Source organism: Blautia faecis (assembly GCF_020554845.1).
GTDB lineage: Bacteria > Bacillota > Clostridia > Lachnospirales > Lachnospiraceae > Blautia_A > Blautia_A faecis.
Genome location: NZ_JAJCIA010000003.1, coordinates 26,079 through 47,838, shown reverse-complemented (window position 1 = coordinate 47,838; position 21,760 = coordinate 26,079). Strand labels below are relative to the sequence as shown.

At 39.6% G+C, this 21,760-nt stretch carries 27 protein-coding genes and 2 pseudogenes; 1 reads left to right on the top strand and 28 read right to left on the bottom strand.

From position 1 onward, the window contains the following. Positions 1-97: 97 nt before the first annotated feature. From LIZ66_RS02370 to LIZ66_RS02265, 24 genes and pseudogenes are all read right to left on the bottom strand, one after another. Positions 98-1,420: an MATE family efflux transporter gene (locus LIZ66_RS02370; RefSeq protein WP_227200163.1), complete on the bottom strand. Its 1,323-nt coding sequence runs from the start codon at positions 1,418-1,420 to the stop codon at positions 98-100. A gap of 300 nt (positions 1,421-1,720) precedes the next feature. Then, the gene (locus LIZ66_RS02365; RefSeq protein WP_227200165.1) at positions 1,721-3,781 is read right to left on the bottom strand and encodes an ATP-binding protein; all 2,061 of its coding nucleotides are present in this window, start codon (positions 3,779-3,781) and stop codon (positions 1,721-1,723) included. A 36-nt stretch (positions 3,782-3,817) separates the two neighbouring features. Next, positions 3,818-3,991, bottom strand: a complete 174-nt coding sequence (locus LIZ66_RS02360; RefSeq protein WP_227200168.1) for a hypothetical protein — start codon at positions 3,989-3,991, stop codon at positions 3,818-3,820. A gap of 365 nt (positions 3,992-4,356) precedes the next feature. Further along, the gene (locus tag LIZ66_RS02355) at positions 4,357-5,433 is read right to left on the bottom strand and encodes a M42 family metallopeptidase (protein WP_148463113.1); all 1,077 of its coding nucleotides are present in this window, start codon (positions 5,431-5,433) and stop codon (positions 4,357-4,359) included. 704 nt (positions 5,434-6,137) lie between these two features. Continuing rightward, on the bottom strand, positions 6,138-7,070 hold the full coding sequence (locus tag LIZ66_RS02350) for an AEC family transporter (protein WP_173770557.1): 933 nt from the start codon (positions 7,068-7,070) through the stop codon (positions 6,138-6,140). A gap of 296 nt (positions 7,071-7,366) precedes the next feature. Then, complete coding sequence (locus LIZ66_RS02345) at positions 7,367-8,542, bottom strand: NAD(P)-dependent malic enzyme (RefSeq protein ID WP_118577849.1); 1,176 nt, start codon at positions 8,540-8,542, stop codon at positions 7,367-7,369. Between the two features lie 90 nt (positions 8,543-8,632). After that, positions 8,633-9,763 (bottom strand): Ldh family oxidoreductase, encoded by a 1,131-nt coding sequence (locus LIZ66_RS02340; protein ID WP_118577848.1) that lies wholly within the window; start codon positions 9,761-9,763, stop codon positions 8,633-8,635. Positions 9,764-9,896: 133 nt separating this feature from the next. After that, the gene (locus LIZ66_RS02335; protein ID WP_173717412.1) at positions 9,897-10,604 is read right to left on the bottom strand and encodes a FadR/GntR family transcriptional regulator; all 708 of its coding nucleotides are present in this window, start codon (positions 10,602-10,604) and stop codon (positions 9,897-9,899) included. A gap of 225 nt (positions 10,605-10,829) precedes the next feature. After that, entirely contained in the window at positions 10,830-10,961 is a 132-nt protein-coding gene (locus LIZ66_RS18700; RefSeq protein ID WP_243110272.1) for a helix-turn-helix domain-containing protein, read from the bottom strand. Beyond that, positions 10,938-11,150: pseudogene (locus LIZ66_RS18515) on the bottom strand (recombinase family protein); the annotation flags it as partial. The pseudogene LIZ66_RS18515 and the gene LIZ66_RS18700, both read right to left, overlap by 24 nt. Positions 11,151-11,520: 370 nt before the next feature. Beyond that, positions 11,521-11,772 carry an SDR family oxidoreductase gene (locus LIZ66_RS02325; RefSeq protein ID WP_330589509.1) on the bottom strand — a complete coding sequence of 84 codons (252 nt, stop codon included), beginning with the start codon at positions 11,770-11,772 and terminating at the stop codon, positions 11,521-11,523. A gap of 4 nt (positions 11,773-11,776) precedes the next feature. Further along, positions 11,777-11,920: a GNAT family protein gene (locus tag LIZ66_RS02320; RefSeq protein WP_173717410.1), complete on the bottom strand. Its 144-nt coding sequence runs from the start codon at positions 11,918-11,920 to the stop codon at positions 11,777-11,779. A 15-nt stretch (positions 11,921-11,935) separates the two neighbouring features. Then, positions 11,936-12,040: pseudogene (locus LIZ66_RS19755) on the bottom strand (ATP-binding protein); the annotation flags it as partial. A gap of 92 nt (positions 12,041-12,132) precedes the next feature. Further along, complete coding sequence (locus tag LIZ66_RS02315) at positions 12,133-12,546, bottom strand: hypothetical protein (protein WP_173717409.1); 414 nt, start codon at positions 12,544-12,546, stop codon at positions 12,133-12,135. Positions 12,547-12,561: 15 nt separating this feature from the next. Continuing rightward, positions 12,562-14,088, bottom strand: coding sequence for a Y-family DNA polymerase (locus tag LIZ66_RS02310; RefSeq protein WP_227200193.1), 1,527 nt, complete (start codon positions 14,086-14,088; stop codon positions 12,562-12,564). A gap of 42 nt (positions 14,089-14,130) precedes the next feature. Beyond that, positions 14,131-14,340, bottom strand: a complete 210-nt coding sequence (locus LIZ66_RS02305) for a DHHA1 domain-containing protein (protein WP_227200170.1) — start codon at positions 14,338-14,340, stop codon at positions 14,131-14,133. A gap of 89 nt (positions 14,341-14,429) precedes the next feature. Continuing rightward, a complete protein-coding gene (locus tag LIZ66_RS02300) occupies positions 14,430-15,155 on the bottom strand; it encodes a helix-turn-helix domain-containing protein (RefSeq protein WP_195992941.1) in 726 nt (241 codons plus the stop codon). Positions 15,156-15,169: 14 nt separating this feature from the next. Beyond that, complete coding sequence (locus tag LIZ66_RS02295) at positions 15,170-15,439, bottom strand: ArsR/SmtB family transcription factor (protein WP_148463117.1); 270 nt, start codon at positions 15,437-15,439, stop codon at positions 15,170-15,172. Between the two features lie 135 nt (positions 15,440-15,574). Next, complete coding sequence (locus LIZ66_RS02290; RefSeq protein ID WP_227200195.1) at positions 15,575-16,828, bottom strand: ATP-binding protein; 1,254 nt, start codon at positions 16,826-16,828, stop codon at positions 15,575-15,577. 169 nt (positions 16,829-16,997) lie between these two features. Beyond that, positions 16,998-17,087 (bottom strand): SDR family oxidoreductase, encoded by a 90-nt coding sequence (locus tag LIZ66_RS18950; RefSeq protein WP_334292312.1) that lies wholly within the window; start codon positions 17,085-17,087, stop codon positions 16,998-17,000. Between the two features lie 277 nt (positions 17,088-17,364). Continuing rightward, complete coding sequence (locus LIZ66_RS02280) at positions 17,365-17,706, bottom strand: arsenate reductase family protein (protein WP_118577843.1); 342 nt, start codon at positions 17,704-17,706, stop codon at positions 17,365-17,367. 67 nt (positions 17,707-17,773) lie between these two features. Beyond that, positions 17,774-18,184, bottom strand: coding sequence for a peptide deformylase (locus LIZ66_RS02275; protein WP_117990283.1), 411 nt, complete (start codon positions 18,182-18,184; stop codon positions 17,774-17,776). A 20-nt stretch (positions 18,185-18,204) separates the two neighbouring features. Continuing rightward, on the bottom strand, positions 18,205-18,420 hold the full coding sequence (locus tag LIZ66_RS02270) for a hypothetical protein (RefSeq protein WP_227200172.1): 216 nt from the start codon (positions 18,418-18,420) through the stop codon (positions 18,205-18,207). Between the two features lie 293 nt (positions 18,421-18,713). After that, entirely contained in the window at positions 18,714-18,965 is a 252-nt protein-coding gene (locus LIZ66_RS02265; RefSeq protein ID WP_227200173.1) for a hypothetical protein, read from the bottom strand. Between the two features lie 380 nt (positions 18,966-19,345). Here LIZ66_RS02265 and LIZ66_RS02260 point away from each other — a divergent pair, with 380 nt between their 5' ends. After that, complete coding sequence (locus LIZ66_RS02260; protein WP_227200174.1) at positions 19,346-19,861, top strand: helix-turn-helix domain-containing protein; 516 nt, start codon at positions 19,346-19,348, stop codon at positions 19,859-19,861. A gap of 52 nt (positions 19,862-19,913) precedes the next feature. Here the strand turns inward: LIZ66_RS02260 and LIZ66_RS02255 are convergent, their stop codons facing one another. The 4 genes from LIZ66_RS02255 to LIZ66_RS02240 form a co-directional block, all read right to left on the bottom strand. Further along, on the bottom strand, positions 19,914-20,330 hold the full coding sequence (locus tag LIZ66_RS02255; protein ID WP_118568242.1) for a hypothetical protein: 417 nt from the start codon (positions 20,328-20,330) through the stop codon (positions 19,914-19,916). Positions 20,331-20,351: 21 nt separating this feature from the next. Next, entirely contained in the window at positions 20,352-20,609 is a 258-nt protein-coding gene (locus LIZ66_RS02250; RefSeq protein ID WP_226836784.1) for a hypothetical protein, read from the bottom strand. Next, positions 20,606-20,800 (bottom strand): hypothetical protein, encoded by a 195-nt coding sequence (locus LIZ66_RS02245; RefSeq protein ID WP_227200175.1) that lies wholly within the window; start codon positions 20,798-20,800, stop codon positions 20,606-20,608. Before LIZ66_RS02245 ends, LIZ66_RS02250 begins: the two co-directional genes overlap by 4 nt. A gap of 271 nt (positions 20,801-21,071) precedes the next feature. After that, complete coding sequence (locus tag LIZ66_RS02240; RefSeq protein ID WP_227200176.1) at positions 21,072-21,512, bottom strand: DUF4869 domain-containing protein; 441 nt, start codon at positions 21,510-21,512, stop codon at positions 21,072-21,074. Positions 21,513-21,760 lie beyond the last annotated feature (248 nt).

The following is a 21,760-nucleotide window of genomic DNA, read 5'->3' as shown; positions in this document are numbered from 1 at the left end:
CGCGTTCTCTTTCGCTATTTCTGACGCAACACGTTGAATGAAAAACTTTTTCCTGTAGCATGTTTGAAAAAAGCTTTCTGCAAAATACAGCCGGATACTATAGACTTGATGATCTTCTGAGCGCCACATAGGATATTAAAAAGTTCGCAAACCAACCTGCTGGTACAGCAAGCCAGACGAATTCAATACCAAAACGCGGTGCAAAAATCAAGGCAACAGACAGGCGAATCGCCAGGTTTACCATGTTTGCAATAAGGAACGGACGCATGATTCCGAGACCACGAAGGACTCCATCGGTTGCCATTTTGATTCCCATAAAAATGAAGAAATAACCAAGCCATCTCATATAATCCCCGGATACCTGATAGGCCAGAGCGGTTCCGTCTTTACCAAGAAACAACGAGGAAATTTGCGTATGCAGCGTTTCAATGACGATGAAGGCAATGGCTGCAAAGCACACATCCAATACCAATGCAGCCTGGTAGCCTTTTTTGATACGCTGGGGTTTGTTCGCACCGAGATTCTGTGAAACATATGGTGAAACTGCATTACCGATAGATACAAAAATCAGGGAAAAAACATTCTCCACCCGCATCGTCGCCGCATATCCCGCAAGCGCCTGTGTGCCGAAAGGATTTACAACTGCCTGCACGATCATCATACCAATAGACACTGTAGACTGCTGGAGAACTGATGGAACCGCAATCTGAAGCATGGAATGCAGCTCCCGCCAGTCAAATCGTTGAAAAGGGCTCTTATATCGCCGCATCCGATATAAGAAAATCAGAAGCGAAAACACGGCGGAAATACCTTGTGCAATCAAGGTTGCAAGCGCCGCACCCAACACGCCGAGATCAAGACCAGCCACCATCCAGAGATCCATAAAAATATTTAAGACTGACGAAAATATCAGGAGTCCCAGTGGAATTTTTGATTCGCCTATGGAAGTAAACATCGTTGAAAGAATGTTGTACATAAACAAAAAAGGAAAGCCCACGAAATAGACCCGCAAATACAGCACTGCGTCATCCTGTATATCTGCAGGGGTTTGTAACGCGCTCATCATCCAATGGGAAAAGCAAAAGCCAAAAATACCAAGGACTATGCTTAGGATCAAAAAACTAAACAAAGACGTTGACACGATGGTTTTCATTTTTCCATACTCCCTGGCACCGAAATAACGGCTCACGAGCACACCGGCACCCACACCGGCACCCAGTGCCACACAAATGAAAACATTGGTCAGCGCTGCACATGCACCGACAGCTGCAAGTGCGGAGGAGCCCACAAACTGACCGACGATAATGGAGTCAGCCATATTGTATATTTGCTGAAAAAAACTGCCAAGAATCATCGGCATTGCAAAGACCGTCAGCGCTTTAAGAGGCGCATCTGTGATTAAATACTCATCTTTTGACATTATCATATGCCTCCACATGTTTCATAATTTCATTTATTCTTCCTTTCATAGGAATTTATTTGTGTATTCGAAATGTAAGTTTTAAGTTACGTTCCGAAACAATTATATGTGGTTGCAACGAATAAGTCAAGTCGCCGTTTACTCTTAGTTACGGTTCCCCCCGTGACCAGTAACACACTTCGCGATGCACAGAAATCATGCATTCGCATGATTTCGCGCTGAGATTCTCGGGTTTTCTGTGAACTTTGTTCACAAAAAACACCTCGCGGAACGTTACCAATAAACAGTAACACTGATCTTTCACCTTATATACTTTGCTATCACCGGTAAAAGTACATTCATATCAATTGGTTTTGCCACATGATCATTCATTCCCATCGATATTGCCTTCTGCCTGTCCTCTGCGAAGGCGTTTGCCGTCATTGCAATAATGGGTATGGAGGCTTTCTTCTCATCTTTCATTCTGCGTATCCTGGCTGCAGCATCATATCCATCCATCACCGGCATCTGAATGTCCATAAGAATCATATCATAATATCCGGAATCTGCTTTCTCCAGCTTATCCAGACACTCTGCTCCATCCTTCGCACGGTATGCAATGATCTTTTGTTCTGCAAGCAGTTCTATCGCAATCTCTGCATTCAGATCATTATCCTCTGCAAGAAGAATACGTTTTCCTTTCAGCTTTTCTAATATATCTGGCTGTTCAGATATCTGATTCCTATATACATCCTCTTCTGAGGCTGTATCAAAAGAAATATCTACAGTGAATTTTGTCCCGGCACCTTGCGTGCTTTCTACCTGAATACTTCCGCCCATCAACTCAATCATGGATTTTACAATAGGAAGACCCAATCCTGTACCAGCGACCTTGTTCTCTGTGGTTGTATGCTCTCTGGAAAATTCTTCAAAGATATGTGGAAGATATTCCTCGCTCATGCCAATGCCTGTATCTTCACAAGTAAAAATAAACCGGGCTTTCCGGGGATCCTCTGAATCTTTCTCATATATCTTTACATGGACCGCATGCCCATCGGACGTGTACTTTATTGCATTGCTGATAATATTCAGCATTATCTCCTGAAGTTTCACTCTGTCACAAAAGATAAACGTATGATATACATCCAAATCTGCCGAATACTGCAGGTTCTTCTTCCTTATATCTTCCTCAAATACTGTGTTTACCGTATGAAACACTGCGTTTATATCCTCAGCTTTCAGCTGCAGCGTTGTAGTACCGCTTTCAATACGGGCTATCTCCAGAATCTGGTTAATGATCGTCATCAGCAGATTTCCGGAAGAACAGATTTTTCCCAGATATTCCTTTGCTTTTTCCTCGTTCTGAAGATTCTTTTCCAGTAATCCGGAAAAACCTATGATCGCATTCATCGGCGTCCGTATATCATGACTCATATTAAACAGAAATCGCGTTTTTGCTTCGTTTGCACTTTTCGCCAGCTCCGCTGCATTCTTAAGATCAACTGCATATTGTTTTTCTCTGTGCTTTTTGCTGGATATCTGATAATAAATTGTAGCGACCAATAATGAAAATATATAAGAAGCGGCAATAGCGAGGAGCCAATATGAAACCGGGATCCACCCATTCGAAGGCACAATATCAAAATACCATGTGTTATTCGGGATCTCACATTCTATCGTCAGGCTGTCTTCCGGCATATCGTCCTGACTCTGGGCAAAAATAACCTTATCTCCACTGCTTCTGTCATAAGACCAGATTTTATAACTGAAATCCGCCTCACTTAAGGATTGCAGATTTATGTCACTCATAAAACGGTCCCAGTCAATCACCTGGAGTACAAATCCCCAGAAACTACTCTCTCCGGAATCATCGGTTCGATAAACCGGTTTAAAAAGTAATGCTCCGGTTCCTCCCTGCTTTAACTGATAGGGGCCGCCAAGTGTATACTCCCCGGTTTCCTTAGCCAGAGCTGCATCCTTTTTCCGTTCATGTTCCCCCAGTACATCCAGTCCAAGAGCCTCTGAATTTCCCTGCATAGGATAGATTTCGGTTATGATTCCTTTCGGTGCCAGCTCAAATGCCTTTACCACACCATCCTCATTTGGGATCTTTTCTGCCAGTTCTGAAAAAGTGTTTTCATCCATATCCGATCCATCAATGATATAATTTCCAAGAAGATCAGAAATCGTTATATAATTGTCCAGCTTTGCCTTGACTCTCCTTATCGTACTTTGTGCCATATAGATTCCCGATGCTTTTTTTTCCTTTTCCTGATATCTGAGCATCTGACTACACGCAAAAAACGCGATCAGGAAAGAGAGGAGGCCGACAATATAGCAGTATTTCTTAATATGTTTAGCAGCTGTATTATTTATTTTCATTGAATTTTCCTCATTATGTTTTCTTCCAACTGTTTTTCAGCGGGCTGTGCAATAAAATCGAATGGTATCTATCTCTTTCTCATCCGATGCCTGATTAATGTCTGATATCAGAGACAGAATCTGATTCAGAAGTTCCAGCTTTTTGTTAAATTGTCTGTAATTAATCTCATGTTCTTCATTCTTATTATCAATTGCCTTAAACTTTTCCATAAAATCTCCCAACACTTATATAGAAAATATTCCCCCATTAATGCCTGAAAACAAAAGGAGAACAGCCGATACATATGTTCGAACTGTTCTCCTACATTACTGTTCACTGGTAATGTTCTTTGTACTCATACCGTCCCGTATCTATATGGCCTCTCACTTATTCATTAGAATAAGTATATTTTTAAATAAAATTTGAAAATACTTTCGTCTCTGCAAAAGTCATTTTCGCCTATACCACTTTCATAATACCACAGACAGTTACGTTTGTCACATAAACGTTTAAATAACTGTGATACGCTTCTTTGCATATCCTTTTCCGACAGTTGCCGTTATATCTGTCGCTTTCAGTACATCATTATATTTTTTTAGAAACTCATAATCTGCTCTTCGTCAAGTCTTTTAAGAATTTCGCATGCCAACTTAACCGCATTATCAAAATCAGCATAAGCTGAAATTCCGTAATGTGTGTGCGCATAGCGAACCGGAACACCAATAACGATGACCGGAACTGCTTTTTCAGTCAGATGTATAACTGCACCATTGGTTGAACCAGCACTGCGAACTGCATCCTGAACCGGGATGCCAAGCTTTTCTGCCAGATCAAGCGCATATCTCTGGTAACGCGGATTGGTGATCATGCGTGAATCAATGTGACGAAGCATCGGGCCACGCTTAATAGCCGTCTGAACCATATACTGCTCAACGCACGTATCATCTGCCGGGCAGCCTTCAAAAACAATTGCGATATCTGGCTTAATTACCTGTGCTGTCACAGTGGCACCACGTACACCAACTTCTTCCTGTGCTGCACATGCGCCAACAATATCCACATTCAAATCCTGACCAGCCAGAGTATGCATGGTCTTAAGAATTGCCGCACATCCCAGACGACAGTCAAAGCTCTTGCCCACCATCAGATCTGTGGTTTCTGAATATGTAAATGTCACATCCGGCACTACCGGTTCACCGATACGAATACCGAACTTTTCAACCGCCTCTTCTTTAGAAACAGCGCCAACATCTACCGTGATATCTTTCATATCCAGAGGTGCTTTACGCTCCTGCTCTGTCATGAAATGCGGAGGCTTACTGGCAGTAATACCTGGAATATATTCTCCGAATCGGTTACGAACCAGGACTTTATGAGCGGGAATATTGTGGTTCACCCAACCTCCGATCTGAATGATGCGGAGAGTTCCGTTCGGGCAGATAGCCTGCACCATAAAGCCAACCTCATCACTATGTGCATCAAGCTGAACAACCGGACGTTTGCCGTTATTTTCTTTACGGCGGATATATAAGTTGCGCATGCGATCTTCTGTAATTTCTCCGAGTCCTTCTGCATAAGGACGAATTGCAGCAACCACTTCATCTTCGAAGCCTGATGTACCGTTTGCATTTGAAATTGCTGCAATCATTTCCAACGTTGTTTTTTTATCCATTCTGACACCTCTTTATGAAAGTTTTAGCTTCTTGAGCTCAACATCTACTTATATGATTTTATATGTTATATTTAACTGTCAATAATCTCCAGTTCCCCTTTTGGATTGACTTTTTTCTGACAATAAAGATTTTTTCGAGCCGCGCTTGATAAACCAAGTATATTCCAAGCCAATATGATTGTCAACAAATCCAACTCGATGTGGTAAATTTCGTGAACTTCTTATAGAGCAAAGAATGCTATGCAAAAATCAATAACGCCGAGTAGGATTTATTATAATCCCGTATCGGCGTTATTGATTGTAATTATCTCATTATTACAGATTTTTTATAACCTATTGTGTCAGATACTATAGACTTGACACGACATTTATTGGATTTCCGCTTGTGACATCATTTCTTTCACTAATTCATAATTACTTGTCCAATATTGTTCGGAAATAAAATAATGTGCTTTTTAGGCTCAGTCCATCTTTTATCCCCAAATATACAATCAGAAATGGCAGCATGAACATGCATACTCGGATCCATATCTTTTTTCTCGTCTATCAATTATCATGATGGATTTGTATTCTGCAATGTAGAATGCCTTTAACATCTGGAACGTGATCTTCACAAAGTATTCGATCAGTCTGGACATGACTGGACCATGAAAATAAAAGACACCAACCGAAGTCAGTGTCATTTCTTCAATCTTTCTATTCTCTCACACAAACATCTCATACATTCCCACCATCACTGGCATGGTCACAATTGACAGCAGTGTCGTAAGTACATACAATGAGCTCGCATATGCCGCATCTTTATCATATAGTTGCGCCATGGATGTCACAGTTGCACAAGCAGGTGTTATGGATGCAATATATACAGTCAGGAGAATCTGTTTGGAATCATTTATTCCTGCAAATGTATGAATCAGTTTCATTAGAATCAGTACAAATATTGGATAAACAATCAATCGCAATACTGTTGAAAGATAGTTTCTTTTTTTAGTAAATACAATCTTAAGAGGTACGTCCGCAATAACCATTCCGGCAAGCAGCATTCCGATCGGACCAATCATATTATTCATCATATCCATGACATCCTGCACTCCCGAAGGCATCTGGATTCTGCAGACAAACAATATCACTCCTACTATGATTGAAATAATATTTACGTTCAGAAATACTTTTTTCCACTCTAATCTATCTTCTTCGCAAAGCATATTTTTGCAGTGTGTCCAGATCAGAATCAGCTGTACCGCAATATAAGCACTGGAATAAATAACGTACTCCTGTCCAAGCAAATCCTGTACCAGCGGAATTACCAGTATCCCGGCATTTGAATAAATAACAGTTGCACGCTCAATCGTATCCAGCTGTAATACTTGTTTTAATATTGTGGTAAGTATCAGAAATAAAACATGTACCAGAACTGCTGCCGCACATGCCAGGAGCAGTCCTTTTTTTACATCTGGCGTATAGTCCACCTGAAATGCGTCGATAATTACGCATGGAATAACCAGATAAACCATGACTACAGATATGCTTTTACTCTCCGATGACTTCATAAGGCCGGCTTTTACAACCGCATATCCCATAAGCATGATTGCAAAAAGCTTTGCAATCTCTTCCATTAGTAATAAACTGATTTGCATATTTTGTCCCTTCTTTTCTGATGTCTGTTATTTTTAATTATAGCATGCTTTGTCCAGCTACTTGCAGGTCTCCTACGCTGTCTGTGACGGAAGCTGTTTATACCACAGTTCTCCCTTCCATAGTTGGTTTCTTATTTCCAGCTATAAATCTCTACTCATTCGTAAAAAATTATAAGAAAATCCCCGGCATACTGCGGACGTTTCCTTGAAGTAAAATCTATTGTTGTCACACGTCCTTGCTATCCCTATAATAAGTTATGCCGGGGAAAATTGTCTATCTTATTAAATTGTATTTTTTAAATACGGGCTACGCCGGTTCTCTTTGCTGCCTCCGCAACTGCTTTGGCTACCGCCGGTCCTACTCTCTTATCGAATGCCTTCGGAATGATATATTCCGGAGAAAGTTCCTCATCTGCGATCAGATTTGCAAGTGCTTCAGACGCTGCCAGCTTCATTTCATCATTGATCTCTTTTGCTCTCACATCAAATGCGCCACGAAAGATTCCTGGAAAAGCAAGTACGTTGTTGATCTGGTTCGGGAAATCACTTCTTCCTGTGGAAACAACTTTTGCTCCGCCAGCCTTTGCGTCATCCGGGAAAATCTCCGGAGTCGGGTTTGCACATGCAAAAACAATTGCATCCTTATTCATGGTCTTAACCATCTCTGTTGTAACGGCACCAGGTGCGGAAACACCGATAAATACATCTGCGCCGACCAGCATATCTGCCAGAGAACCTGCTTTCTTATCCAGATTGGTCACCTTGCTCATTTCATCTTTGACTGGATTCATTCCTTCCGGACGTCCCTCATAGATTGCACCCTTTCTGTCACAGAGTGTGATGTTCTTAAATCCGGCTGTGAGAAGCAGACGAGCGATAGAGATTGCTGCTGCTCCTGCTCCGTTCATTACAACATGGACATCCTCTTTCTTCTTGCCAACAACTTTAAGTGCATTGGTAAGACCTGCCAGTGTGATGATCGCAGTACCATGCTGGTCATCATGGAAGATCGGAATATCACATTTTTCTTTCAGTTTCTTTTCAATTTCGAAACATCTCGGTGCGGAAATATCTTCCAGGTTTACTCCACCAAAGGAACCGGAGATCATATAGATTGTATTTACAATTTCGTCCACATCGTTGCTTTTAATGCAGAGTGGAAATGCATCTACATCACCAAATGCCTTGAAAAGGACACATTTACCTTCCATAACCGGCATTCCGGCTTCTGGTCCAATGTTTCCAAGTCCAAGAACAGCAGAACCGTCTGTAACTACCAGACACATGTTCCATCTTCTTGTGAGTTCGTAAGATTTGTTTACATCCTTCTGGATTTCCAGACAAGGCTGTGCAACTCCAGGTGTATAAGCAAGTGACAGATCATCCTTATTTTCTACAGGTACTCTTGTTACAACTTCAATCTTACCTTTCCATTCTCCATGCAGTCTTAAAGATTCTTTTGCATAATCCATTTCTATTGTCCTCCCTGGTATCTTAAATTATGTGAAACCGTATGATTCGGCTGCCTCTATTGTTACTGTGAACAGTTGCCTTCTAATCTATTAATAATTTCCTGTAAAGAATTTGCTATCTTTTGGAAGCTCATATCCGTCAAAATATTTATCAAAGTCAAGTTTGAGATATCCACACAGATTAGCAAGTTCGACCATTGTATTATCGTTTACAGGTAATCCATGCTCTCTTCTTTCTTTTTCTGCCAAAACTTCTTTTTCACCATGTGTATAAATACGTTCTTTGCCTTCTGCCTTCGGACTTTCTCTCAAAGCTTCCAGGTATTCTGAAAAATGTCTGCGGATTGCCTGAGGATCACCAAATGCAGCCGGATCGATTGCCATGAATCCATGACAGATTCCAGTTTTATCCGGGAATGTGCAGCAATGATCCGAAGTAACACCCATGGAAAGAATGGAACTGAACAGTTCACATAACATACCATATCCATATCCCTTGTGGCTTCCTGTAACCTCTTCATTTCCACCAAGGGGCATGATTCCGCCGCCCTTCTTTGCAACAATATTGGCAAGGACATCCGGTGCGTCTGTGCTTGCATGACCATCTTTGTCCAACGCCCATCCATTAGGAAGCGGTTTCTCCATTTTGTTGTACATTTCTAGTTTTCCTCTTGTAACTACTGTGGTAGAACAGTCAAAGAAAAACGGATACGGGTCTGCCGGCATAGCTACTGCGATTGGGTTTGATCCAAGCATGGCTTTTTTGCCAAACGTAGGAACCATAATAGCCTCTGAATTGGTGCAAGCCATTCCCAGAAGTCCTTCATCGCACGCCATCTTTGCATAATATCCAGCAATACCAAAATGATTGGACTCACGGACGGTTACGATTCCAACTCCGGTTTTTTTGGCTTTTTCGATGGCTTTTTTCATTGCGTAAACGGAAATAAGCTGTCCCATTCCATTATGACCATCAATCACTGCAGATATCGGTGTTTCAAATACAACTTCAGGCTTTGCCTGCGGATGGATGGTTCCCTTTTCGATTCCCTTATGATAACGCACCATTCTCTGCATACCATGACTTTCTATTCCATAAAGGTCAGCCGTAAGAAGCACATCCTTGATCTGATTGCTTTCTTCCTCTGTAAATCCAAACGCCTTGAATACGTCTCCGCAAAAATGATTCAGTGTCTCATATGACCATTTCACATATCCCATTGTTTCGCACCTCTTTCTGGTATTGCCAGTTTATTTATTGGTATTACCAATTTGCATTTTAATTATATCACTGGTATTACCAAAACACAATAGAGGTCATATCAATTAACTCTGTAAAAATGCCCAAAATTTCTTAGGATTTTTTTTGCATTTCTTCCATATAACGTTCAATCGTATCCATATGTTCGGACATACATCGTTCCGCCTGTTCTGCATCTCCGTTGATGATTGCTTCAACAAGCCGATGATGCTGGTCATCAACCTCTCTGGCAGAATTATTCTTTTTCATAATGTAGTCTCTCGTCCCGGAAACAATATTCTCCGTAAGCTGATCCGCTGCCGCAAGGACACTGTAAATCATCGGGTTATCTGCGATCTTTGCAATCTTCTGGTGAAGTTCGCGATCCAGTTTACCCCGTATCTTTTCATCTTCTGCGGCGTCCAGCCGTGCAAGAATCATCCATAATTCTGCTGCGTTCAGCGGTGTGCACTTCCTCGCTGCAAGAATTGCTGATTCTCTTTCCAGTGCCGCACGAAATTGCTGATTCTGGCGCAGATATCCATTATTTAATTTAAAAAGTATGGATAAGGGGCCGATTAGCCAGGTATCCAGATCCTCTGTAATATAATTCCCGCCTCCCGGCACTGGCTTAACTATTCCCAGCAGTTCCAGTGCTCTCAAAACTTCTCTGACTGCCGGTCTGGACACTCCCATGGTCTCCGCCATTGTCCGCTCCGCCGGAAGGGCAGCTCCCGCTTTGAGACTGCCATTCTGAATGTTCTCTATAATCTGATTTAAAATCCCATCGAAAGCCCGCTCATTCCCAATTTCTCTAAACATAATCCATTCCGTTACTGAAAACTTATAAAAAGTCATAAACCTCTATGTTTCATTCCTTCTTCAAATAATTTTTACGGATGTTTGTTAATCTGTTATTTCGTTTCAATAAAAGTTTTTCCTTTTTGATTACATTATTTGTTTTACAGTAACTTACCCCTTTCTTATTTTTCTCGTAAGAACGAGAGAGACTACGCTGTAATCTGCGTTTCTGTTTTTCTAATTTCTTTACTTTCTGAGTTCTGGATCTGAAATGAATCTGCCACCTTTTTCATAGTTCTCTTCTTCGCTGGCCAAAACCCAGTTATAAGCAAATCTTGATGCACCAGCATACTGAAGCTTGTTTTCCTTGTAATTAATCCCGGAACCGATATCACTTATTATCTCAAATGGCTGTCCTTTTGCCTGAAGATATATTCTAACATTATCAATCTGCCGTTCCAGATCATCTTTTTGTTTATGATTGGAAATGCGACAATATCCAATTGTAATGCGGTTTTTAGATTTTACATTTATTACCTGGTTAAGTTGCTCATCAGAATAATATTTACTCAAGGCATCAACTTTCAATAATATTCTACTCTAATATCTTATAAAATACCATATTTTTAACATCCTGTCATGAAGTCTCTGTTCTTAATAGCTACTGTTCACTGGTAACGTTCCGCGAGGTATTTTTGTGAACAAAGTTCACAGAAAGCCCTAGTTGTCCATCATTCTGCTCATCTCCCATTAAAATATCCTATTTTATTTTTTATGAAGAGTATTGTATTGATAATTATGTTTATTTATTGAAGTTTTGAAAATATTAGATTTCGTTTTCAAAGCTCTAGGAAAGTACAGATTACTGAAAGTACCAGAATATACATTCCAGGATCATAAGTGGTCGCCGTTAAAAAAAGGGATCCTCACAAAATCATCAGTATTCCTTTTCGTACATTTTCCTTCCTATTCTATTTTTACTCTTCATATCAAGCGACATGTCAAGCCTCCAACCACAATCACCATGGTAAATCATTTGTTTTGTCATGCCACCGTCAATACAGATGTTTTCACCTGTGATAAAGCCTGCTTTTTCAGAGCAAAGAAACAGTACCATATTGACAATATCCATAGGATTTCCGACACGATGAACCGGCTGCTGCACTGCATCTGCTCTTGTATATTCGATAAAGTCAGTATCTATCCATCCCGGAGAGATTGAATTGACTCGTACTTGTCCAATATTGCTCAGGAATAAAATCATGTGCTTTTAAATTTGTCTTTAACCATATGTCAGCAATTCTATTAATATCTGGGTTCTGCATCTTTCTGATCATAACGATTATCCTCCATCAGCTTTGATTTCTCCATAACAACCAATCAGTTATATCGTGAATCTCGACTCCTTCATAGCTATATTTTGGATGTTTAGTTCGGGCAATCATCATTTTCGGATAACGTACGGAGCTTCTGATCAAATGAAGCCATGGCACATCACCTCCAGCTTTTCCTTAAAAACATTCTAACTTCTTTGTATTTTTTCTCAAATTTACCACTCTTCACATTTAATATCACTTATCTGTTCGATTGGAATGACCGTTTGATCCGTCATGATTATAGCACGCTCGTATTCGTCTACCTTTTTTACAACACCAGAGCACATAACATAGGATCCGCCGGCTTTTTTTGCATCGGGAATAAAATAAGTTATCGATACCTTCTGTTCTATACCGATATTATTTCTGATTATATTAATTTTTTCGTTCAGTTGAGCAATCGCTTCCTCACTCAGTTCCAATCGTTCATCGGTTAATCTTGCCGTTTCCTTTATCGCAGCATCATGTCCGGTCAAAGCTGCAAAAGGAGCAAATTGCGCTGCCCGATCCTGAAGTGGCATTTGCGGATGATTCTTAGAGACCGGATGTGGTAAATTGATGATATCGTCATAAGAATTATTTTTCATCCTCTTTCAACTCCTTTACGCCTTATGACCGCCAATCTGTTCATTTCTGTCCCTGGCGGTTGCACCTTCCTGAAGATTCATCCCCTTCAGTACAGCATTTTTTCCAAATTTCTTTTTGATACTGAGCATCGCTTCCTGCATACGTTTTTCACGATTCAGTGCAGCCTCTTCCTCTTCCTGCTTTTTCCTTTGCGCCACATAATCCGTAAAAAGATCCAGCTGTTCATACACTTCTTCTTTCTTCACAGAACTTTCATCCACAAGCCTGTTCGCTGTAATATTGATTCTTCGGATAAGCAAATTTCTGTCAACAATCCTGTCATATAACTCTATTACTGCATCAGTTATCATCTTGGTTGAGGAAGTCTGCCGTTTCAGATTGGTCGTTCCATGTGCATGTTTCGGAATTCTTCTTCCATAGCGGTCAATGGTAACCTCTCCATGATACTGCTTTCTCCTGTCGGCATTATTCAGATTCTCAATATCATAACCAACTGTCAACACGATCTGATCCGTTACAAGCTTCTTATCCACCAAATCCAAAACCATCTGGTCCGTCATCTCTTTGACGACTAATTTTGCTTTTTCAAAGTCATAAGGACAATGAAGTACCTGCCCGGAACAAACACTGTTCGTTTCCGGCTTATAAGCCTTAACCATTTCCATGGTACAGGGTTCATACCCCCAGGCATGATCGATCAACAGCTCTGCATTAACGCCAAACAGTTTATATAGCAGATCTTCGTTGTATAACTCATTCTCTTTTCCGATGGAACATCTTGCAATATCACCCATTGTATAAAGCCCGTATTCTTCCAGCTTCTTTGCATATCCCTTCCCTACTCTCCAGAAATCCGTAAGTGGTCTGTGACTCCAGAGTTTCCTTCGGTATGACATTTCATCCAATTCCGCAATTCGTACACCATCTTTATCTGCTTTAATATGCTTCGCCACAATATCCATCGCAATCTTGCACAAATACATATTTGTTCCGATTCCTGCAGTTGCCGTTATACCTGTCGTTTTCAGCACATCCTGTATCATGGCCATTGCAAGTTCTCTTGCTGTCATATTATAAGTATGCAGATAATCCGTTACATCAATAAATACTTCGTCAATCGAATACGGGAAAATATCTTCCGGCGCAATATATTTCAGATAAATGCTGTAAATTCTGGTGCTGTATTCCAGATAGAGAGCCATCCGGGGAGGAGCAACAATATAATCAATCTCCAGTGCAGGATTACTATTTAATTCTGCACTGTCATCAGAGGAACCAATAAATGTTCTGTTCGGTGCTTTCCACCTGCGGGCACTGTTGGCTTCTTTTACTTTTTGAACAACCTCAAATAAACGAGCCCTTCCGGGGATCCTATAACACTTTAAGGCTGGAGATACCGCAAGACAGATGGTTTTTTCTGTTCTGCTTTTATCCGCAACCACAAGATTGGTCGTCAAAGGATCCCGATTTCGTTCTTTACATTCCACAGACGCATAGAATGACTTAAGATCGATTGCAATATAGGTTCTTTTCTTTTCCATCATTCTACATCTCCCGATTCTCCTGTGTTCCGTTTCTAATTCTTATTTATTCTGACCGGAAATCTTTCTCATCATAACAATCCGCTCAAGTATTTCCGGCCTGAATTTATCTACGTCATTTGTACGCTTACACACGCCTGCTGCCGCAGCATGTCCACCTCCGCCAAACGCCTGCAGAAGTTCATTTACATTAATCCATTTTCCATCAGATCGGAAGGAACACCGCCAGCGGTTTTCTTCTTCCTCATACATAGTAAAACCTAGCTGAAAATACAGGGATTGTGACTGTTTGTCCTTTTGGCAACTGTTTTTTTACTGTTCCTGGTGGCACCCTATATATTTTACCACCCCTTAAACACTGATACTTGGTAGGCTGCCACATTTTCCGGATTCTCCAACGCTTTTCTCCGCCATGCATTTGGTGAAATTCCCGTTATTTTCTTAAAATTACGCATAAATGTAGATATCACCGGGTATCCTACAGAATTAGACACTTTTTCTATGGAACATTTTTCTTTTGCGAGCATTTCACAGGCCTTCTTAATCCGAACCAGATTTAGATATTCTGATGGTGTAATATTAGCAGACTCTATAAAGATCCTCCGCATATGTGTCTCACTCAGATTACATGCCCTTGCAAAATCCTTTCCCCCGATGTCCTCCATATAATGTAATTCTATATAACTTATAATTTTACGTGTATAATCTGAAGTTTCCCGGGAATTATTCTGAAACTTTATGTTTTCATTATCTAAACGATCAAAAAACAGCACAAGATTAAACGCAAGCGTTGAAACAGTATATCTATAATTTGCTTGTCTCAGCTGTATTTCTTCTATTATCATCTGCATAAGTGCCGCAGCCTTCGTACTTCCAGCATTCTCCAAAACACTTATTTTCTTCGATAGATTCTGTTCAACATAAATATATTTTTCTGGAACATTTACAAAACCTCTTTTTAAAATTTCTTCCACATCCACAAATAAATATTCCCATTTTTTACCACTTAATGCCATAACAGGAAGATCCTGAGAAATTTCATAATAACGGTATTCTGCCTTTTGCATTCTTCTTTCATTTCCTACCTTCCCAAAGCTTCAACAAATGAACTTGCCGCTCTTATTACTTTTTTGTTCAGAGAATAATAATGCCACTTGCCTTCCTTACGGTCATTTACAATCCCACAGTTAACCAATATTTTCATGTGATGTGATAAAGTAGGCTGCGTGATATTGAATTTATCCAGAATCTTACATCCGCATTTTTCTCCGTCTGACAGCATCTGAACAATCTCCAGTCTATTTGTATCTGATAATGCTTTACATATTAGTATCATATCCTTTGCTTCCATTTTCGCCGCCTCACATAGATAATCATCTATATATCAATTTACCATACGCATAGATGCTTGTCAATGTCCTGAAAAGCACAAAATCATAATAAAACTATCTCCATGACTTCCGATTTAATTTATCTATATCCAATGTCAAAACTCTAAACTATCTGCGTCCAAAAGGAAATACTTCATTCCCATGATGACAAATCCCTCATTATTTCTCCAAGGCTTTTTGCTGCCATTTACAATAACAACCTTCTTGAAAGAGTCCGGGATATTACGCAGAGAATTGAACTCCTGAGTCTGCTTTTCTTCTGAAGTCATGTCATAAGCAACCTGGATGTAGTATCTCTGATTGCCTTGGTTAACTACAAAATCAACTTCCAGCTGCTTACGTACACGCTTGCCCTCTTTATCTTTATCAAAGATCTGCACAACACCCACATCAACATTGTAGCCACGAATCAGTAGCTCGTTATAAACAATGTTCTCCATGATATGAGTAGGCTCCTGTTGCCTGAAATTCAAACGGGCATTTCTCAGACCCAGATCGGTAAAGTAGTATTTCATATTTGCACCGATATACTTTCTGCCCTTAATATCGTATCGGCTTGCTTTAGAAATCAAAAACGCATCTGCCAAATAGTCGATATGATTGGAAATCGTTTTGTTTGTATAACTCATCTGACGCTCACTGGCAAAGGTATTAGCAATCTTTGAAGGGTTGGTCGGTGCACCGATTGCAGATGCAAGCACATCAACCAGAATGCCAATTTCATCCACATTTTGGATCTTGTTTCTTTCAATTACGTCCTTCAGATAAACATTTGCAAAGATATTTTTCAGGTAATCTGCCTTCTGTCGTTCGCTCTGTAAACCTACGACCTGCGGCAATCCGCCATAGGTCATGTAGTCATCCCATGCATCGTCGTAATCACCTTTATAGATAGAATAAAACTCTGCAAAAGAGAGGGGATAGATTCTGATCTCATCACCTCTGCCACGAAACTCGGTCACAATGTCGCTGGACAAGAACTTAGAATTGCTTCCGGTGACATACACATCAATGTTGCTCATGCGGAGCAGGCTATTCAGCACTTCCTCAAATCGTGGCATGAACTGTACTTCATCCAGAAGAAGATAATACTTATCATCATCCTTCATGGCATCTTTGATGTACTTAAAGCACACCTTGGGATCTCTTAATTCCTCATTCTCAATACCATCCAAGGCAATCTCAATAATATGATCGGCATCAACACCATTCTCCTGTAAATATCTCTTGAAAATATTAAACAGCAAAAAAGATTTGCCGCATCTACGAATACCGGTAATCACCTTTATCATTCCATTATCTTTTCGCATGGTCAACTGCTGTAGATAAGCATCTCTTTTAATTTCTATCATTACATTCCTCAATTCCGTGCTTTTGCACACTTTTTAGTAATAATATTCTATCATAGAACAATCTGAGCTTCAATATCTATTCCCATCTTATGTGTATCCGCACATTTTTATGTAATATAAGATAAATATCTTTTCATTTTTTTGATTGCAGTGTCAAAATCGACTACTAAATCATTTGTTTTGTCATACCACCGTCAATACAAATGTTTTCACCTGTGATAAAGCCTGCTTTTTCAGAGCAAAGGAACAATACCATATTGGCAATATCCATAGGATTTCCGACACGATGAACCGGCTGCTGCAGTGTAACTTTCTGTTTGCGGCTGACTCATACGGTCATGGGAAGATGAAATATTAACAATGGCAGCTCCTTCAGAGAAATATGGCTGAAATAGTTTTGCCAGATAAAATGGTGCCGTAACCGATACAAATACTCTGCTGTTTCCAAATTTACATTTTCCCGTTTAAAATGCTGGACTACATCACCAATATGAAATCTACATTCTTCCATTAGCTGCCTATCCTCCGATTTCTTACTTCCACGCTTTCCAGATATCCGGCTGATATCCAAGAGTGGATTGTTTTCCATTACGAACCACCGGTGTTCTAATCACCTGCGGGTTTTCCAGTACCTTCTCAAGTTTATCTTCCTCTGCAATGTACTTAATGAGCGCAAGCAGATCCTTATCCTTGCCCTCCCAGTTGATCATATTTTCCAGTCCACCATTTGCCTGGGCAACCGAATTGAATTCGCCCTTACTCATGCCCTTTTCTTTCATATCAATAAACTGAAACTTAATCCCACGTTCTTTAAAGAAACGTTCTGCTTTCTTTGTATCATTACACTTCTTTGTTCCAAAAATCTGTATATTCAAATTAATTCTCCTTGTCCATCGCCATATGTATCATTTTGTAAAGCGGACATTCCAGATCCGCATTCAGTTATATTATCTTTCCAGACAAATGATCAATTTCATGCTGACAGATCTGAGCCGTCCATCCGGACAGCTTCTGCCGCTGTTTTTTCCAGTTGAAATCATAATACTCTACTTCTATTTCCTGGTACCGGGTCGTCTTACGAACACCATCCAAGGATAAACAGCCTTCTTCTGTCTCATACATGTCACGTTTTGAAACGATCACCGGATTGAACATCACAACATCTATGAAGCCCATATTTACAATGATGATATTCTTCTTTACACCAATCATGTTTGCCGCCATACCCACACAACGCTCCCGGTTCGCCTGCAGCGTATCCTGCAGGTCTTTTCCAACTTGGATATCTGCTTTCGTGGCCGGTTCGGATGGTTGGCCTAAAAAGAAAACGTCTCTTACAATTTGCTTTACCATTTACTTTCTCCCTGTAGCTTTCATTCTGCTTTTTCCAATTTATTATTTACATCGAGACAAACTTTGTCTCCTTCATTAATATTACGCTCATAGAGCTCGGCATCCTCTGCTTTTACTGTCACTTCTTTTCCAGAAGAATCCACAAGAGTCACTAGTGCCATGACTGGTACATCATCTGGTCGTTCTTCACAACCAAAATCCAGGTCTTCATCGATTCGTTTTACTGTATACATCATACTTTAATTCCTCTTGAGATAATATTAAGAATCAGTTTTCTACATACCTTTTCCAACTTTCCACCACTTCATTTTCCGTTACAGCCATCCTTACATTGCCATCGTTATAAAATCCATATAAAATAGACAAGAGGTACAGTTTAAACCTCTTGTTCATTATTATACCTTACATGTAATAAATTGTCATAAATAACTTTCCGTATTTTGTTGCTTTCCTTGTTTCTTCCCATCAGCCAAAGCAAATAGCCGAGACCCTAATCTGCCTCAGCTATTCTAAACTGTATCATTCAGTTTCAAAAATCAAACTCATCCGGATCCAGTCCTGCATCTTCCAAAACTTCTCTTCTTTCATCCGGATCCATAAATTCCAACTCATCATAATCCAGCCTTGCATCCGCAAAAGTATCGATCTCATCGTCGTCATCAAAGATACTTTTTTCATCATCCTTCATCATTTCGTCCATGAACTGAAACTGTGCAGCACGTTCCCAACTATCCAATTTCCCGTCTCTGTTAAAATCAAACATCTTATCAAATCCAAACATAATTTTTCCTCCCTTAATCTTCCATAAACTCGAAATACTCTTGCTCACTGGCAAATAAAATGTATTTGCCTTCTACATATCCCATATATCCGTTGCTTGTGTCATAACCTTTCATTTGCCAGTCCTCTTTGGATTTTTCTTCTTTTTTGATGTTATCATCTTACAATAAATGGCTGTACAAAAATCCCGACAACCAACCGGCTAAACTTCCTTGAGCATTCTTTGATATAAACCCTAAAATGATAATTTTACAAAGTCTATTACTTGTTGTTAGTTCATAATTTATGTATAATAAAATTCATATAAGAAATACACGCTCTGCATGCAGCCTGGAACATAGATGCTCTGCATGTTTAGCGATATACGAGGAGGAAATTCTCATGGGTAAACAATCCACCAGGGAAAACAAAACAATTTATCAGCTTTGCCGAGAAGCGGCAGGACTTACAAGAGCAGAGGCCAGTGAAAAAATGGATGCGGTCTCTGATTCAAAAATTGAAAAATTTGAATATGAAACACAAGAACCTACGCCTTATGATATCCTCCAGATGGCAGATGCCTATAAAAGACCAGAGCTTTGCAATTATTATTGCTCTCACAAATGCGAGATCGGCCATCGTTATGTCCCAGAAATAGAAGTGACCGATCTGTCAAATATCATTTTGGAGACAATTGCCAGTCTAAATGAAATCAATCCTCTTACCGGTCGTCTGATCCAGATTGCCCGTGACGGTAAGATCAGCGATGATGAAATGAAAGATTTTGCTTATATCAGTAAAAAACTTGATGAAATTTCTTTAGCCATAGACTCTTTGAATCTTTGGGTAGATAAGACAGCCGGAGAACAGGGGCTTAATCTTGAGCTCTTAAATGCCGAGAAAGAAAAATTAAAATAAGCCATAACTCGACGAAAGGCAATGAACCATTTCTGACTCATTGCCTTTTACATTACATACGCTGTAATTGATTGACGATACTTTCTGTTCTTCGAATAGCTTCTTCTACCTGTCTTTTTGCATTATTGATTCGATCCTGGACCACCCAGTCCACAACAAAGCCATCAAAGAAATAATCCGCAAAAGAAAGAAAATCTCCAGTATCGATATTCAAGTTACATACCATATTTACATCATTTAATTCCCTGCTGAAATTACGAAGATCATACTTTGCCTGTTCCATATTCCGTTTGGCCTGATCCATTTTAGAATGTTTTAACATCGTAGTGAAAAAGCCGCCGCCAAACATATCTACCAGGCCCCAGTTCTTTGCACTGTTTAAATTTTCTTTTGCTGCCTGAAGACTGTTCAAAGCTCTGCGCCCAGCTTCAATTGCTTCTCTCTTTTCTTTTTCAATATCATATCCCATTCGTTTTCTCCTCCTGATCCATTATGAATGTGACGTCACCAAAGCTATAATGCCACCGACAATCAATAATGGAAAAGCAATGTACATCAGTCCACCTACAACCATGCCAATCAATATCACCGGGAAGAAAATAACTGTGCAAAGTAGTTTCATAATTCCCCAGGATGCTCTTAACCCAAAAACAAAAAATTTTCCGACAAACCAAATTATACAAATTGTAAATAATAACGATAACATTTTTTTCTCCTTCTGAAACTCATTTTGATATGTGTCTTTCATTTTTTCTGTTCTTTTTCTGCTGAATATTCAGATGCGTTCTTTATACCAAGCTTATTACTGAATGCCGAATTTTTCTCCATCTTTTCTATTATCCGGATTAATCGAATTCTCTGTGCCACTTCCATCTGATCACCCCATTTATATTCTGCTTTTTTTGTTGATATTGTCACTATAACAAATTTCTTTTTCATAATACACATCCACCATGAGGAATTGCATCTTTATATTTCTCGAAATTTGAGAATTCTGTCTTTATATTCCTCTGCATGAATTGTTCCTGAAGATGAATTGATTAAAGTCATATTGGAAAATGATGAACTGAAAAATCCAGCAATACATTTGGAAAATAAGCGTAAAATACATTCTCTTGTAACCATCAAAACGCCGGTATAGGATTATAAAAATCCTGTATCGGCGTTATTAATTGGTTTATTGCTTCCTCTAATATCTCACTACGGTTCGTTATTCCTTATTCATACTTTTTATATATTCTTCCGTTGCAGCAATATCTGATCCTACTATTGGATCACCTACAATATTTCCTGCATTATCTACAAATATGGTTGTCGGAAATCCTATAATTCCGGACATGTTGTAAATAAAAGAATCATCCTTCAACATAAGAATCAAAACTTTCACTCCACCAGACAATTCGCGCGGCGTTATGGCTCCCAGTATAGGACTGTCAATAACATGTGAACTGATAACTGTGCAATGATCCACATCCTGAATCATTTTATTATCTTCATACACATAGACTTCCGCTTGTGACATCATTTCTTTCACTAATTCATAATTACTTGTCCAATATTGCTCAGGAATAAAATCATGTGCTTTTAAATTGGTCTTTAACCATATGTCAGCAACTCTATTAATATCTGTATTCTGCATCTTTCTGATCATAACGATTATCCTCCATCAGCTCCCGATTTCAGAGCTTCATTTCCAATACTGATTTTACCGTACTTTTTAGGCTCAGTCCATCTTTTATACCCAAGCAATATTGCTTCCATTTCCTTTCTGCCGGACTGTTAGTCCCTTTTCTTGAAAAAATATAAAAAATAGAGCACATAGATAGATTCTACATGCTCTTACGCTTTATATTCTGTTTTTATATCTTATTCTCTTTAGACAAATTTTTTTTGATTCTG

Coding starts and splice junctions, on each gene's coding strand:
- LIZ66_RS02370 (WP_227200163.1), bottom strand. CDS start 1,420: ATGTCAAAAGATGAGTATTTAATCACAGATGCGCCTCTTAAAGCGCTG.
- LIZ66_RS02365 (WP_227200165.1), bottom strand. CDS start 3,781: ATGAAAATAAATAATACAGCTGCTAAACATATTAAGAAATACTGCTAT.
- LIZ66_RS02360 (WP_227200168.1), bottom strand. CDS start 3,991: ATGGAAAAGTTTAAGGCAATTGATAATAAGAATGAAGAACATGAGATT.
- LIZ66_RS02355 (WP_148463113.1), bottom strand. CDS start 5,433: ATGGATAAAAAAACAACGTTGGAAATGATTGCAGCAATTTCAAATGCA.
- LIZ66_RS02350 (WP_173770557.1), bottom strand. CDS start 7,070: ATGCAAATCAGTTTATTACTAATGGAAGAGATTGCAAAGCTTTTTGCA.
- LIZ66_RS02345 (WP_118577849.1), bottom strand. CDS start 8,542: ATGGATTATGCAAAAGAATCTTTAAGACTGCATGGAGAATGGAAAGGT.
- LIZ66_RS02340 (WP_118577848.1), bottom strand. CDS start 9,763: ATGGGATATGTGAAATGGTCATATGAGACACTGAATCATTTTTGCGGA.
- LIZ66_RS02335 (WP_173717412.1), bottom strand. CDS start 10,604: ATGTTTAGAGAAATTGGGAATGAGCGGGCTTTCGATGGGATTTTAAAT.
- LIZ66_RS02320 (WP_173717410.1), bottom strand. CDS start 11,920: ATGATCAGAAAGATGCAGAACCCAGATATTAATAGAATTGCTGACATA.
- LIZ66_RS02315 (WP_173717409.1), bottom strand. CDS start 12,546: ATGAAAAATAATTCTTATGACGATATCATCAATTTACCACATCCGGTC.
- LIZ66_RS02310 (WP_227200193.1), bottom strand. CDS start 14,088: ATGGAAAAGAAAAGAACCTATATTGCAATCGATCTTAAGTCATTCTAT.
- LIZ66_RS02305 (WP_227200170.1), bottom strand. CDS start 14,340: ATGTATGAGGAAGAAGAAAACCGCTGGCGGTGTTCCTTCCGATCTGAT.
- LIZ66_RS02300 (WP_195992941.1), bottom strand. CDS start 15,155: ATGCAAAAGGCAGAATACCGTTATTATGAAATTTCTCAGGATCTTCCT.
- LIZ66_RS02295 (WP_148463117.1), bottom strand. CDS start 15,439: ATGGAAGCAAAGGATATGATACTAATATGTAAAGCATTATCAGATACA.
- LIZ66_RS18950 (WP_334292312.1), bottom strand. CDS start 17,087: ATGGTATTGTTCCTTTGCTCTGAAAAAGCAGGCTTTATCACAGGTGAA.
- LIZ66_RS02275 (WP_117990283.1), bottom strand. CDS start 18,184: ATGGTAAAGCAAATTGTAAGAGACGTTTTCTTTTTAGGCCAACCATCC.
- LIZ66_RS02270 (WP_227200172.1), bottom strand. CDS start 18,420: ATGATGTATACAGTAAAACGAATCGATGAAGACCTGGATTTTGGTTGT.
- LIZ66_RS02265 (WP_227200173.1), bottom strand. CDS start 18,965: ATGTTTGGATTTGATAAGATGTTTGATTTTAACAGAGACGGGAAATTG.
- LIZ66_RS02260 (WP_227200174.1), top strand. CDS start 19,346: ATGGGTAAACAATCCACCAGGGAAAACAAAACAATTTATCAGCTTTGC.
- LIZ66_RS02255 (WP_118568242.1), bottom strand. CDS start 20,330: ATGGGATATGATATTGAAAAAGAAAAGAGAGAAGCAATTGAAGCTGGG.
- LIZ66_RS02250 (WP_226836784.1), bottom strand. CDS start 20,609: ATGAAAGACACATATCAAAATGAGTTTCAGAAGGAGAAAAAAATGTTA.
- LIZ66_RS02245 (WP_227200175.1), bottom strand. CDS start 20,800: ATGAAAAAGAAATTTGTTATAGTGACAATATCAACAAAAAAAGCAGAA.
- LIZ66_RS02240 (WP_227200176.1), bottom strand. CDS start 21,512: ATGATCAGAAAGATGCAGAATACAGATATTAATAGAGTTGCTGACATA.